This is a genomic window from Pseudomonas xanthosomatis (assembly GCF_019139835.1).
Taxonomy (GTDB): Bacteria; Pseudomonadota; Gammaproteobacteria; order Pseudomonadales; family Pseudomonadaceae; genus Aquipseudomonas; species Aquipseudomonas fakonensis.
This window is the reverse complement of the sequence record NZ_CP077075.1, coordinates 1137734-1151759: the sequence shown is the minus strand read 5'-3', so window position 1 is coordinate 1151759 and position 14026 is coordinate 1137734. Positions and strand designations below refer to the sequence as shown.

At 63.5% G+C, this 14026-nt stretch carries 8 protein-coding genes; 7 read left to right on the top strand and 1 reads right to left on the bottom strand.

Going from position 1 to position 14026, the window contains the following annotated elements:
* Positions 1–60: 60 nt before the first annotated feature.
* The gene (locus KSS93_RS05025) at positions 61–3948 is read right to left on the bottom strand and encodes a dermonecrotic toxin domain-containing protein (protein WP_217887404.1); all 3888 of its coding nucleotides are present in this window, start codon (positions 3946–3948) and stop codon (positions 61–63) included.
* Positions 3949–4135: 187 nt separating this feature from the next.
* On the opposite strand from KSS93_RS05025, the gene prmA reads away from it, so the two are divergent.
* From prmA to KSS93_RS04990, 7 genes are all read left to right on the top strand, one after another.
* Positions 4136–5014 (top strand): 50S ribosomal protein L11 methyltransferase, encoded by an 879-nt coding sequence (prmA, locus tag KSS93_RS05020; RefSeq protein WP_217887403.1) that lies wholly within the window; start codon positions 4136–4138, stop codon positions 5012–5014.
* 42 nt (positions 5015–5056) lie between these two features.
* The gene (locus KSS93_RS05015; RefSeq protein ID WP_217887402.1) at positions 5057–6367 is read left to right on the top strand and encodes a DUF3426 domain-containing protein; all 1311 of its coding nucleotides are present in this window, start codon (positions 5057–5059) and stop codon (positions 6365–6367) included.
* Positions 6368–6542: 175 nt separating this feature from the next.
* Positions 6543–7556, top strand: a complete 1014-nt coding sequence (gene dusB / locus KSS93_RS05010) for a tRNA dihydrouridine synthase DusB (RefSeq protein WP_217887401.1) — start codon at positions 6543–6545, stop codon at positions 7554–7556.
* On the top strand, positions 7553–7873 hold the full coding sequence (fis, locus tag KSS93_RS05005) for a DNA-binding transcriptional regulator Fis (RefSeq protein WP_008093076.1): 321 nt from the start codon (positions 7553–7555) through the stop codon (positions 7871–7873). The genes dusB and fis overlap by 4 nt, the downstream gene beginning before the upstream one ends.
* A 79-nt stretch (positions 7874–7952) precedes the next feature.
* Positions 7953–9560 (top strand): bifunctional phosphoribosylaminoimidazolecarboxamide formyltransferase/IMP cyclohydrolase, encoded by a 1608-nt coding sequence (gene purH / locus KSS93_RS05000; protein ID WP_217887400.1) that lies wholly within the window; start codon positions 7953–7955, stop codon positions 9558–9560.
* A gap of 147 nt (positions 9561–9707) precedes the next feature.
* The gene (gene purD, locus KSS93_RS04995) at positions 9708–11003 is read left to right on the top strand and encodes a phosphoribosylamine--glycine ligase (protein ID WP_217887399.1); all 1296 of its coding nucleotides are present in this window, start codon (positions 9708–9710) and stop codon (positions 11001–11003) included.
* Between the two features lie 135 nt (positions 11004–11138).
* On the top strand, positions 11139–13901 hold the full coding sequence (locus tag KSS93_RS04990; RefSeq protein WP_217887398.1) for a hybrid sensor histidine kinase/response regulator family protein: 2763 nt from the start codon (positions 11139–11141) through the stop codon (positions 13899–13901).
* Positions 13902–14026 lie beyond the last annotated feature (125 nt).

Below are 14026 nucleotides of genomic sequence, written 5' to 3'. Positions count from 1 at the left end.
TTGCCACCTGCGCAGTATCGAGCAGGTCACCCTGACTCGCATGAGCGTGGTACCTGGTTGTCAGACGCTCACCACGGAGATCGCCTGCAAGGCGAGTTCGTCCGGGGCAGGCGCCAATCCGGCAGCATCTTCCACGACTCCGCCTGACCGCTCATACAGTGGGCCGGCGCGGAAACGGCTTTTGAATCTGAAGGCACGAGCGGGCACACCCGGCACCCGGAAATTGGCCTGCCTCATGATCGGATCAAGCACTTGCTCGACCAACCTCGCAGGCGTTCGGTAGACACGCGTAACCCCGCTCCCCAGGTTCAGCGTCATGCCATAGCTGCCGCCAAAACACGACGAGAACGACCAGTGCTGCCAGCTTGCCTGGATTCCCTGGCGCCTGAGCAACGCCCGCACGACGCCGCCGACATCCACACCACCCAACCAGTCGCCGCCGGCCATGACTGCCCTGACGCCCGCGCCATTGTGCGCAGCGCCAATCTCCGTCAGCACTTGCCGCAGCGCGGGCTCGATCAGGCTGCGGACATTGTGATCGACATGCAGCACCGCACCTGCACGCGTTGCCGGGTTGTACAAGGATACCGCCACACAGGACTGTGCATTGACGGTATACAGGTAATCATCCGCCGCTCCCGCGTATCGCGCCACCACGGCCTCGCCCTGCAGAGCGCCACGTATCTGCGATGGCGCACCTTCACCGTTGGTAATTTGCCGCGCCTGCGTCAGGGTTCCAGCATCCTGCACATGATCGCCGCCGCGAAGGCCCGTGCTGTTGGCAACCCATCGGCCATCTTCATGCAATCGCACTGCCTGGCGATGGTAGCTCTGCGGGCGATTGGCCTTGAGCACCCGTAAGGTAGCCTGCTCGACGTCGTGTGTGACCTTGTAGTAACGACCGCCCGAATGGATGAAATGCTCTGCGTCGGTAGCGCCCTCGGCGCCGCTGCGGTAGGTGCCCTTCCAGATGCCGTCCTCGGTCACCTTGTGCAGATCGCCAGGCTTGCTCTTGACTGCCCAGGACTTGTCGAACTGCAGGGAGGGGGTTCGTGTCGCCCCCGTCACCTGAGGGCGGCGAACAACTGCCTGGCGCAAGGGCACAAGCGCTGACTTGAGCATTCCCAGGCTCACTCCCGGCACACTCAACACCGCCCCCAACAAACTCCACGACGCTTCAAGCCAGTTCTGCAGGGCCACTGCGGTTTCCCATCGGGTATGGGCGATGATGGCCTTTTTCAAAGCGGAGGCGGTCATGAAGGCAGTAAACGCTATGGCGAACGGTGGATACACCAGCAATGGCAGTGCGCTGAACAAAACGCCTTTGAATACCTGGGCGCGAATGACTTCGGCTTTGCCAAGGGTCGCATCTTCGACATCGGCGAGCGCATGCTCGATGAACGCGTTGTACTCCCCGGCAACCGTCACCACCTGGTTGAGCCCACGCAGGGAATCACGATGACTATCGCCACTGGCCAACCTCTTCAGACGCGTGCTGACTTTGGCTCTGGAGGCCAACGTAACGCGGTTGAGCAGGTAATCGTAGAGCACACCCGTACCTGTAGCATTCAGGGATTGATAAGGGCGCAGCAGAACACTATCCGGGGCGTCCGGGGTATACAGCCAGTCAGTCGCCACTTCGCCTGTCACATCGCGCAGGACATAGACGCCCAGTACGAAACAGCCGTCGATCGACAAGCGAAACACCCCCGAACTTTCGACCACCGTTTCCGACTCACTGACGATGTCGGGCTGGCTCAGCGTCCGCCCCAGCGCCGTTACCAGTGCAATCAGTTTCATATAGGTCGCTTGGTCGAGTTCGGCCTTGATACTGGCCAGACGCAAATCGCGATCCATCGCCGAGATCAGCGCACGACCGAACATCCGCCGACGAGCCGCGTAATCCGCCGAGGACTCGTCCAGATAGTGTTCGCGTATGTGTGTGATGTACTTCTCGCCAACGTAAGCGCGACGTGCATAGCGCGTAAAATCGTGGCTGCGCAGAGCGCTCAGGTCCTGGCCAACCAGGGAGCGCACGCCCTTTTTCGGGTTGTCCAGACCAGAGTTGTCGTCATATCCATAGCAGACCAGATCGACCAGGTTCATCGTCAGCGGCGTATGCGTGTCAGTGGACGGCAGATCGAACAGAATTGACTCCGGGTCGACTTGCTCGGTAATGCCTTTGTCGGCCAGATAAGGCTTGATGGCAGCCTCGACCGTACGTCGAGCAAACGCGTGAAAACCTTCATAATCCTGCATCGACGCGGCAAACACGTGCTCAGCTTGCGACGCCACCTGCTTTTCCAGGTTGATCACGCGCTTTGGGCCAATGTTCAGGTTGAGTGCGTAATGCGGTGCAATGGCCGCCTCGACCTCATCCTCGACCTTTTTATTGCTCAAGCGCACCCGCTCGGCCAGGCATGCCTGGTACCCCGTCAGGGCTCGCCTGCGATCCAGACTCAAGGACCACTCGGAAGGTTTTTCCACGATGCTCAGGATGGATGCGCTGACCGTGGCTCGTTGATCGAAGGGAACCTGGCTCAACAGATAATGACGACCCGTTTCTTCCGCCAGCCAACCACCGATTTCACTGTTGAGCGCGCGCTGTGATACCAGCTCTATCCACTCCTGGCCATCGGGTTTACCGGGGGCATACAGCACAAAGGCGTCATCTGCTACAGCGAACAACAACAAGTCACTGCAATCTGCGCCCACCCACAATTGCAGAGGACAGATCTCATCGCCTGGCAGCTCCTGGGCGAGCAGTGCCATGACCTGATCATGATGCGCGCCCGACACGTGCCCTTTCTTGCTGGCAAGCAGCAGGCTGTAGCGCAATTGCAAGTCATAGAGCTCTAGCTGCGCCAACCCGACTTCAGCGTCCTGATGACGTTGCTTGAGGGTCGCAACGTAGCTGTGCGGTGCATCGAGTTCGCTCAACAAACCCTGTAGTTGCTCAGCCGAAGGCGGCTTGCAATGCAGTAACGGCATGCTCACCTGCAGCGGCTTGTACACCTGTGTCACGTCAATTGCGCCTTCCATCACCAGCTCGGTAAGCGTCAGCGTCCTCACGCTCCCGTTTTCCGTAGCTGACGGTTCGCATTTGACGGTGATGAGGTCGGCAGACAATGGCAGGTCGAAACGCTCATGCAGATAGGCGCACGCCAGGCTGCCCGCATGCTCACGCAGCGAGCGCGCACTACCCAGCAAATTTTCGAGTGTTGACTGTGCTCCGTCGCAAGCGCCCTGAGCGGCACTGAGCACCGCGGCGTCCTCGGCATTCAAATTGCGATACCACTGCGGCAGGTGCTTGCGAACGAGCCTGTCGATCACTTGCTTCTCATCGTCATCGGCGAGGAGCAATAGCGCAGGCTGTGCATGCCAGTCCCGCCCCTGCTCCCGAATCAGCGCCCGCACCTGGGCACTGGTCATCACGGCGACTTGCGGCGCGCCCAGCGCGGCTTCAAGATCAATGCAGTGCTGCTCGCAACGTTGGCTGATTCGCTTCTGATACTCGAGCACATCACTTATGCCATGGGGCTTCGTCCCCCAGTGGCGGGTGAGGTAATCCCGGTAGGTTTCAACCATGCGCCCACCGATGCTCTCCGCCAGTTGTTCCACCTGCTGGCGCCGTTCTAGCGGCACTTCACGCGGCTCCCCGTCGCTGATGTGATAGATGCCATGCTCCGCTTCGTCATAGAGCACCGACTTCTGGGTGACCATGCGCTGCAAAGCAGCATCCAGCAGGTCCTGGATGAAATTCGGGTCGATATCTTCGGCGTAGTAGGTGCGCAGTTGCACAAGCGCGTCGCTTTCGATTGCCTCGATAAAGCTCAGTTGGGAGTGGCGTCGCTGCTCGAAGGCCGCACTCCAGCGCCCGAGTCGCTCAATGATGGCGTGGGCCGACGAATCGTCAATGCGAGAATGGGTAGCAGGCTGGTCGTTCATGACGCTATACCTTGTAGGCTTGGGGGCCCGGATTCTAGGTAGCGCCGCGGCACGACCAGCGGTAGTTATTTGTTCGACGGATCACCCTGCGGCCTGTCCGTACAGGGCGTGCTCGCGTAAAATGCTCGTTTTGGCAGTCACAGACTGCCACTTCTAATTACACCGAACCACATTTAAGGTGCCCGCCATGCCCTGGCTGCAAGTACGCCTGGCCATCAGCCCGGAACAAGCCGAAACCTACGAAGATGCCCTGCTTGAAGTGGGCGCGGTGTCGGTGACTTTCATGGATGCCGAAGACCAGCCGATCTTCGAACCGGACCTCAACACCACCCCGCTGTGGTCGCACACCCACCTGCTGGCGCTGTTCGAAGCCGATGCCCAGCCAGAGCAAGTGTTCGCCCACCTGCAACTGCTGACCGGCAATGAGCTGCCCGAGCACGAAGCCGAGGTGATCGAGGACCAGGACTGGGAGCGCAGCTGGATGGACAACTTCCAGCCCATGCGTTTCGGCCAGCGCCTGTGGATCGTACCGAGCTGGCACGAAGCCCCGGAAAAGGACGCAGTCAACCTGCTGCTCGACCCCGGCCTGGCCTTCGGTACCGGCACCCACCCCACCACCGCACTGTGCCTGGAATGGCTCGACGGCCAACAGCTCGAAGGCACCCAGGTGCTGGACTTCGGCTGCGGCTCGGGCATTCTGGCTATCGCTGCACTGCTGCTGGGAGCTCGCCACGCGGTCGGCACCGACATCGACGTGCAGGCCATCGAAGCCTCCCGTGACAACGCCCAGCGCAACGGCATTGCCGACGAAACGTTCGACCTGTACCTGCCTGAGCAGATGCCGGCCATGCAAGCCGACGTGCTGGTGGCCAATATCCTCGCCGGCCCCCTGGTTTCGCTGGCCCCGCAACTGTCCGGCCTGGTGCGCCCTGGTGGCCTGCTGGCGTTGTCGGGCATCCTCGCCGAACAGGGTGAGGAAGTGGCTGACGCTTATGCTGCCGACTTCGACCTGAACCCGATCGTCGTACGCGACGGCTGGGTACGGATCAGTGGCCGCCGCCGCTAGGTCAAACTAGACTCAACCGCTGCACAGCCCCCGGACCGCCGCATGACCGACAGTTTCGTCACCCAGTGCCCGCATTGCCAGACCAGCTTTCGCGTCACCCACCACCAATTGAGCGTGGCCCGTGGCGTGGTGCGCTGCGGCAACTGCCTGCAGGTGTTCAATGCGGCCAAGCAACTGCTGGAGCAGAACCGCGCAGCCAACGCCCAGGCTCCTGCGCCTGAACCGGCTGCAGCGCCGACACCAGCACCAGCAGCGGTTGAGCAGCCCCCGGCCGCGCCGGTCGAGGACCTGGCCAGCACCACCGAGGCGCTGGACGCCCTGGACCTCGACCACGAGCTGGCCCGCCTGGAACGCCGCCGCCCCGGTGATCGCCGCGCCGCCACGGCAGAACCTGCCCTGCACGCGCGGCGTGACGAACAGGCCAGCGACGAGCACACCGACGACGTGCCGTTCGGCACCGCCACCGACGATCACCCCGAGGCCGAGCGCAGCGATGCCCCGGTGCTGATCGAGCAAGAACTACCGGCGCCCGAAACCGCAGACGAGCGAACCGAGCCCACCCTCGGCAACGCCGACCTCGAGCTGGACGACGAGCCGCCAGTGCGCCAGCAGCCTGCTGATGACGAGCTGGAACCGCCATTCGAGCGCCAGGCAGACGATGATGAACCCAAGCCTGCAAAGGGGCTGTCGGCTCTGGACGACGACGTGCGCAGCGAGCGCCTCTCGGCGCGCGACGAGCAGACCCTCGACGAGCCTGCCGACGAGCGCCTGGAGCCGAGCCTGACCACCAGGCCTGCACGCCCGCGCAAGGAGCCACTGGTCGACGTGGTCGATGACCCGTTGCAACTGGGTTGGGAAAAACCTGCACCGAACTGGGGCAAACGCCTGCTGTGGGGCCTGCTGACCCTGCTGGCCGCCGGCCTGCTGGTATTCCAGTACGTCTGGTACCACTTCGACGAAATGGCCCGCCAGGACCAGTACCGCCCGTGGTTCCAGCAGCTGTGCCCGATGCTCGGCTGCGAAGTGCCGACCCGTGTCGACATCTCGCGGATCAAGAGCAGCAACCTGGTGGTGCGCAGCCACCCGGACTTCAAGGGTGCGCTGATCGTCGACGCGATCATCTACAACCGCGCCCCGTTCGCCCAGCCCTTCCCGCTGCTGGAGCTGCGCTTTGCCGACCTCAACGGCCAGTTGATCGCCAGTCGTCGCTTCAAGCCCAGCGAGTACCTGTCGGGCGAACTGGCCGGGCGTGGCGAAATGCCCAGCCAGACACCGATCCACATCGCCCTGGACATCCTCGACCCAGGCCCGAAGGCGGTGAACTACAGCCTGAGCTTCCGTTCACCCGAGTAACCCCCCCTTCAAGGCGCCGGCCAGCCGGCGCCAATCGGCTGTTGCGAACCCCCAGGCATAACGCCGCAGTTGTTCAGATTTTATCCAGATTCATCTTTATCCGGTCACCGAGAGCGGGTATCATGCCAACCCTTTTTCGAACTCCAATGATCCGGCCCCACAACAGGGAACACCTATGTCGGCGGTACGCATCGGCCCATACACACTGCACAACAACCTGATCCTTGCGCCCATGGCCGGGGTGACGGACCAGCCTTTCCGTACGCTGTGCAAGCGCCTGGGCGCAGGCATGGTGGTGTCGGAAATGGTCAGCAGCGACATGAGCCTGTGGAACAGCCGCAAGTCAAGCCTGCGCCGCATTCACGAAGGTGATCCAGAGCCGCGTTCGGTACAGATCGCCGGCGGTGATGCGCAGATGATGGCCGCCGCAGCCCAGGCGAATGTCGCCGCCGGCGCGCAGATCATCGACATCAACATGGGTTGCCCGGCAAAAAAAGTCTGCAACAAGGCCGCCGGCTCTGCTTTATTGAGAGACGAAGCCTTGGTCAGCGAGATCCTCCATGCCGTGGTCGGCGCAGTGGAGGTTCCGGTGACGCTGAAGATTCGCACCGGCTGGGACCGGGCGAACAAGAACGGCCTGAACGTGGCGAAGATCGCCGAACAGGCTGGCATTCAGGCGCTGGCGGTGCATGGCCGCACACGCGCCGACCTGTACACCGGTGAAGCCGAGTACGACACCATCGCCGCGATCAAGCAGGCGGTGTCGATCCCGGTATTCGCCAACGGCGATATCACCTCGCCGGAAAAGGCCCGGGCGGTGCTGGACGCCACCGGGGTCGACGGCCTCTTGATCGGCCGTGCCGCCCAGGGGCGGCCGTGGATTTTCCGCGAGATCGAGCATTACCTGCGCACGGGCGAGCATTTTCCCGCACCGACGCTGGATGAAGTGGAACGCATTCTGCTGGAACACCTGGCCGCGTTGCATGCCTTCTACGGCGATGTGATGGGCGTGCGGATCGCCCGCAAGCACGTCGGCTGGTACCTGGCAACCCGGCCTGGCGGCAAGGAGTTCCGCAGCCAGTTCAACGCGTTGCAAGACACACAAGCGCAGTGCGCCAACGTTCAGGCCTATTTCGCCGAACGTCGACAGAGCCTTGGTACAGAGGACGAACAAGGGGTGGCCGCATGACGATGATGACCGAGACATTAGTGAGTGGAACAACGCCCGTGAGCGACAACGCCAACCTCAAGCAGCACCTGAACACGCCGAGCGAGGAGGGCCAGACCCTGCGCGACAGCGTCGAGAAGGCGCTGCACAACTACTTCGCCCATCTGGAAGGCGCAACCGTCACGGACGTGTACAACCTGGTGCTCTCGGAGGTCGAGGCGCCCCTGCTCGAAAGCGTGATGAACTACGTCAAGGGCAACCAGACCAAGGCCAGCGAGATGCTCGGGCTCAACCGAGGCACGCTGCGCAAGAAGCTCAAGCAGTACGATCTGTTGTAAGGCCAGAACCCCCGACAAAAAAGGCGCTCATGCAAAGAGGCGCCTTTTTTGCTGAATCCACCGCGTTATGGAACCCGAAATGACCGACCAGACTACCCGCCTGCCAGTCCGCCGCGCCCTGATCAGCGTCTCCGACAAGACCGGTATCCTCGAATTCGCCCGTGAGCTGCAACAGCTCGGTGTCGAGATCCTGTCCACCGGCGGCACCTACAAGCTGCTCAAGGACAATGGCGTGAACGCGGTGGAAGTGGCTGACTACACAGGCTTCGCCGAAATGATGGACGGCCGGGTCAAGACCCTGCACCCGAAGATCCACGGTGGCATCCTTGGCCGTCGCGGCACTGACGACGCCATCATGAACGAGCACGGCATCAAGCCGATCGACCTGGTCGCGGTCAACCTGTACCCGTTCGAAGCCACCATCAGCAAGCCAGGCTGCGACCTGCCGACCGCCATCGAGAACATCGACATCGGCGGCCCGACCATGGTCCGCTCGGCGGCCAAGAACCACAAAGACGTCGCCATCGTGGTCAACGCCGGCGACTACGCCGGTATCGTCGAAGGCCTGAAAGCCGGCGGCCTGACCTACGCCCAGCGCTTTGACCTGATGCTCAAGGCGTTCGAGCACACTGCCGCCTACGACGGCATGATCGCCAACTACATGGGCACCATCGACCAGGCCAAGGACACCCTGTCCACCGAAGCGCGCAGCGAATTCCCGCGCACCTTCAACAGCCAGTTCGTCAAGGCCCAGGAAATGCGCTACGGCGAGAACCCGCACCAGAGCGCGGCGTTCTACGTTGAAGCCAAAAAAGGCGAAGCCAGCATCTCCACCGCCATCCAGCTGCAGGGTAAAGAGCTGTCGTTCAACAACGTGGCCGACACCGACGCAGCCCTTGAGTGCGTCAAAAGCTTCGTCAAGCCGGCCTGCGTCATCGTCAAGCACGCCAACCCGTGCGGCGTGGCCGTGGTACCGGAAGACGAAGGCGGCATCCGCAAGGCCTACGACCTGGCCTACGCCACCGACACCGAGTCGGCCTTCGGCGGCATCATCGCCTTCAACCGCGAGCTGGACGGCGCAACCGCCCAGGCCATCGTCGAGCGCCAGTTCGTCGAAGTGATCATCGCCCCGAAAATCTCCCAGGCCGCCCGCGACGTGGTCGCTGCCAAGCAGAACGTACGCCTGCTGGAATGCGGCGAATGGCCAGCCGAGCGTGCTGCCGGCTGGGACTTCAAGCGGGTCAACGGTGGCCTGCTGGTGCAGAGCCGCGATATCGGCATGATCAGCGCCGATGACCTGAAAATCGTCACCAAGCGCGCCCCGACCGAGCAAGAAATCCACGACCTGGTATTCGCCTGGAAAGTCGCCAAGTTCGTCAAGTCCAACGCCATCGTCTACGCCAAGCAGCGCCAGACCATCGGCGTCGGCGCCGGCCAGATGAGCCGCGTCAACTCCGCGCGCATTGCTGCGATCAAGGCCGAGCATGCTGGCCTGCAGGTACAGGGCGCGGTCATGGCCTCGGACGCGTTCTTCCCGTTCCGTGACGGCATCGACAACGCAGCTAAAGTGGGTATCAGCGCCGTGATCCAGCCGGGTGGTTCGATGCGTGATGCCGAAGTCATCGCTGCAGCCGACGAAGCCGGTATCGCGATGGTGTTCACCGGTATGCGCCACTTCCGCCACTAATTACGCGGATCCCGAGGCGAGCCGAGATCCTGTGGGAGCGGGCTTGCCCGCGAATACGATGGTGCATGCACCGCCGCATTCGCGGGCAAGCCCGCTCCCACAGGGTTCACCGCCCGCCTCAGGACCATCTGATTTCGAGGTTTTGACATGAAAGTTTTGATCATCGGCAGCGGCGGCCGCGAGCACGCCCTGGCCTGGAAAGTCGCCCAGGACCCACGTGTGGAGAAAGTCTTCGTGGCCCCCGGCAACGCCGGCACCGCCATCGAGCCCAAGTGCGAGAACGTCGCCATCGACGTTTGCGCCCTGGAACAACTGGCCGACTTCGCCGAGAAAAACGTCGACCTGACCATCGTCGGCCCTGAAGCACCGCTGGTCATCGGCGTGGTCGATCTGTTCCGCAGCCGCAACCTTGCCTGCTTCGGCCCAACCAAGGGCGCAGCCCAGCTGGAAGGTTCCAAGGCCTTCACCAAGGATTTCCTGGCCCGCCACAAGATCCCCACCGCCGACTACCAGAACTTCACCGAGATCGAGCCGGCCCTGGCCTACCTGCGTGAAAAAGGCGCACCGATCGTGATCAAGGCCGACGGCCTGGCTGCGGGCAAGGGCGTGATCGTCGCCATGACCCTGCAGGAAGCCGAGGACGCCGTGCGCGACATGCTCGCCGGCAACGCCTTTGGCGAAGCAGGTTCGCGCGTGGTCATCGAGGAATTCCTCGACGGCGAAGAAGCCAGCTTCATCGTCATGGTCGACGGCCACAACGTGCTGCCCATGGCCACCAGCCAGGACCACAAGCGCGTCGGCGATAAAGACACCGGCCCGAACACCGGCGGCATGGGTGCCTACTCGCCTGCCCCGGTGGTCACCCCCGACGTGCACCAGCGCGTCATGGACCAGGTGATCTGGCCGACCGTGCGCGGCATGGCCGAGGAAGGCAACGTCTACACCGGCTTCCTGTACGCCGGCCTGATGATCGACAAGGCGGGCAACCCCAAGGTCATCGAGTTCAACTGCCGCTTCGGCGACCCTGAGACCCAGCCGGTCATGCTGCGCCTGGAGTCGAGCCTGGTACTGTTGATCGAAGCCGCCTTCGCCAAGGCACTGGACAAGGTCGAGGCCCAGTGGGACCCGCGTCCGAGCCTGGGCGTGGTACTGGCTGCCGGTGGCTACCCGGGCGACTACGCCAAAGGTGATGCCATCAGCGGCCTGGACGCAGCGGCAAAGATCGAAGGCAAGGTGTTCCATGCCGGCACTTCGCTCAAGGATGGCCAGGTGGTCACCAACGGTGGCCGCGTGCTCTGCGCCACTGCCATGGGCGCCAGCGTGGCCGACGCGCAGCAGCAAGCCTACCGCCTGGCCAAGGAAGTCAGCTGGAACGGTAGCTTCTACCGCACCGACATCGGCTACCGGGCCATTGCCCGCGAGCGCGGTGAAAAGCAGCAGTAATGTTGTACCGAACGGCCGCGCAGCCTTGCGTGCGCGGCCTTCGGCTCGTCGACAAGGCCCCTCGGGGCCTTGCCTTCGCCTTGGCCCGCCGCGCATAGTTATTGCCTGGCTCATTCGCTAAGAAAGGATTTCGTCGTGCGTCGGCTTCGGATTGCCACAGCCCTTATCGTCAGCTTGCTGGCCCTGCTCTGCCTGCTCCCGGCCCATGCCGAACAGGCCGCAGGCTGGTCTGCGCTGCTCGATGAGCAGGCCAGCCTGCAGCTTTCCGACGTACGCTCCGAGCGTTACCGCAACCAGTTCAGCCCCGTCACCCTCGAAGAACTGGATGCCGCCCTGCCCGACCAGGCCCTGTGGCTGCACTATCGCCTGCTGCCCAGCGACAGTGAGCAACTGGTGCGCATCTTCGCCCCCGACCTGTCACGCCTGGACCTCTATGCCCTCGAAGACGGCAAGCTGCTGCGCCAGCTGCACCACGGGCGCCAGGGCGAGAGCTCCGACCTGCACGGCAGCGACCACATCCTGCCGCTACCCCACAGCAAGCAACCGGTGGATATCTACCTGCGCCTGGTGTCCGAGCACCAGCTGCGCCCGGCTGTAAGCCTTGAGCCTGCCGCCACGGCCGCAGCCGACCAGCGCCTGCCGTTGCTGTTCGGCGTGCTGTTCGGCGGCCTGGCGATGCTGATCGTGCACAACCTGATCCGCTTCGCCTACACCCGCTCCAGCACCACGCTGATCCTGGCCCTGTACCACGGCCTGATGCTGCTCAGCGCATTGATTCTGCTCAACCTCAGCGGGCCCTGGTCGCACCTGTGGTACAGCGCACAAACCCAGACCGCCTACCTCACCCTGGTGCTGGCCGGGCTGGCCGGCCTGTATTTCACCCAGCACTTCTTTGCCCGCTGCAATTCGGCGCGGCTCAACCGCCTGCTGCAGGGCGAGATGCTGGTGGTGGCGGTCAGCGGCCTGGTGCTGCTGTTCGTCGACACCCTGCCGCTGAACCTGATGACTTACGCCCTGATGGCCCTTGGCAGCCTGAGCATGTTGCTGGTCAGCGCCTACCACTGGCACAAGGGTTTCTTGCCGGCGCGGCTGTTTGCCCTGGCCATGCTGGTGTTCAACCTCGGCGGCCTGGTGCTGCTGCCGGCGCTGCTCGGCCTCACCCGCACCCCCACCCCCTGGCTGCTGTGCGTGCTGATGGTGCTGACCCTGGCCAGCGGCCTGCTGCTCAACCTGTCGGTGAGCGAACGGCTGCGGCGCATGAGCGAGGAGCGCTTCCGCGCCAGCCGCGCCCTGGCCGCCAGCGACGCCGAGATCAACGCCAAGGCCGAGTTCCTGGCCAAGATCAGCCACGAAATCCGCACCCCGATGAACGGCGTGCTGGGCATGACCGAGCTGCTGCTGGGCACGCCGCTGTCGGTCAAGCAGCGCGACTACGTGCAGACCATCCACAGCGCCGGCAACGAACTGCTCACCCTGATCAACGAGATCCTCGACATCTCCAAGCTCGAATCGCGGCAGATCGAGCTGGACGACGTACAGTTCGACCTCAATGCGCTGATCGAGGACTGCCTGAACATCTTCCGGGCCAAGGCCGAGCAGCAGAACATCGAGCTGATCAGCTTCACCCAGCCGCAGGTCCCGCGGGTGGTCAGCGGTGACCCGACACGCCTGCGCCAGGCCCTGTCGAGCCTGCTCGACAACGCCCTGAAAAACACCGACCAGGGCGAGATCCTGCTGGTGGTGGCCCTCGACCAGCGCGGCGACACGCCCCGCCTGCGCATTGCCGTGCAGGACAGCGGCGCGCCCATGCCACCGGCCGAGCGCGATGCCCTGCTGCAGGCCGAATTGCACAGCCGCCACTTCCTCTCCAGCAACAAGCTCGGCGGCCACCTGGGCCTGGTGATCGCCAAACAACTGATCGCCCTGATGCAAGGCGAGTTCGGCATCAAGACCAGCACCAGCATGGGCAACACCCTGTGGCTGACCCTGCCGCTGGACCCTCAACGCCTGGAGCAACCGCCGGCCGACTTCGAAGGCCCGCTGCGCGAGGCACGGGTGCTGGTGGTGGACGACAACGACACCTGCCGCAAGGTGCTGGTGCAGCAGTGCAGTGCCTGGGGCATGAACGTCAGCGCCGTGCCGTCGGGCAAGGAAGCGCTGGCGCTGCTGCGCACCAAGGCGCACCTGCGCGACTACTTCGACGTGGTGCTGCTTGACCAGAACATGCCTGGCATGACCGGCATGCAACTGGCCGCCAAGATCAAGGAAGACCCGAGCCTGAACCACGATATCCTGGTGGTCATGCTCACAGGCATCAGCAATGCCCCGAGCAAGATCATCGCGCGCAACGCCGGGATCAAGCGCATCCTCGCCAAGCCCGTGGCCGGCTACACCCTCAAGACCACCCTGGCCGAAGAGCTGGCCCAACGCGGCCGCGAACAGGCCATGGCATTGCCACCCAGCAGCACAGCGCAACCGCTGCACCTGCCGGGCGACTTCCGCATCCTGGTGGCCGAAGATAACAGCATCTCGACCAAGGTCATCCGCGGCATGCTCGGCAAGCTGGACCTTGAACCCGACACCGCCAGCAACGGTGAAGAAGCGCTGCAGGCGATGAAGGCCAAGCGCTACGACCTGGTACTGATGGACTGCGAAATGCCGGTGCTGGACGGCTTCAGCGCCACCCAGCAGCTGCGTGCCTGGGAATCTGCCAACCAACGCCCACGCACACCGGTGGTGGCGCTGACCGCGCACATTCTGGCCGAGCACAAGGAACGCGCACGCCTGGCCGGCATGGACGGGCACATGGCCAAGCCGGTGGAGCTTTCGCAACTGCGCGAAGTCATCCAGTACTGGGCGGGGCAGCGGCAAGTGGTATCGGACAGCCTCACGCCTTGAAATGAGGCGCCGCCTAACCCTGTAGGAGCGGCCCATCGCGGCACAAGGCCGCTCCTACAAGGCCAAGCCCCCTGGTTGCCGGCAGGGCCTGTGCTATACAGTTGCCACTCCCCCCGCCGCGGACC

What these genes read in the sequence shown, in the direction of transcription:
- KSS93_RS05025 (WP_217887404.1), bottom strand. Translation starts at nt 3,948, where the DNA reads ATGAACGACCAGCCTGCTACCCATTCTCGCATTGACGATTCGTCGGCC.
- prmA (WP_217887403.1), top strand. Translation starts at nt 4,136, where the DNA reads ATGCCCTGGCTGCAAGTACGCCTGGCCATCAGCCCGGAACAAGCCGAA.
- KSS93_RS05015 (WP_217887402.1), top strand. Translation starts at nt 5,057, where the DNA reads ATGACCGACAGTTTCGTCACCCAGTGCCCGCATTGCCAGACCAGCTTT.
- dusB (WP_217887401.1), top strand. Translation starts at nt 6,543, where the DNA reads ATGTCGGCGGTACGCATCGGCCCATACACACTGCACAACAACCTGATC.
- fis (WP_008093076.1), top strand. Translation starts at nt 7,553, where the DNA reads ATGACGATGATGACCGAGACATTAGTGAGTGGAACAACGCCCGTGAGC.
- purH (WP_217887400.1), top strand. Translation starts at nt 7,953, where the DNA reads ATGACCGACCAGACTACCCGCCTGCCAGTCCGCCGCGCCCTGATCAGC.
- purD (WP_217887399.1), top strand. Translation starts at nt 9,708, where the DNA reads ATGAAAGTTTTGATCATCGGCAGCGGCGGCCGCGAGCACGCCCTGGCC.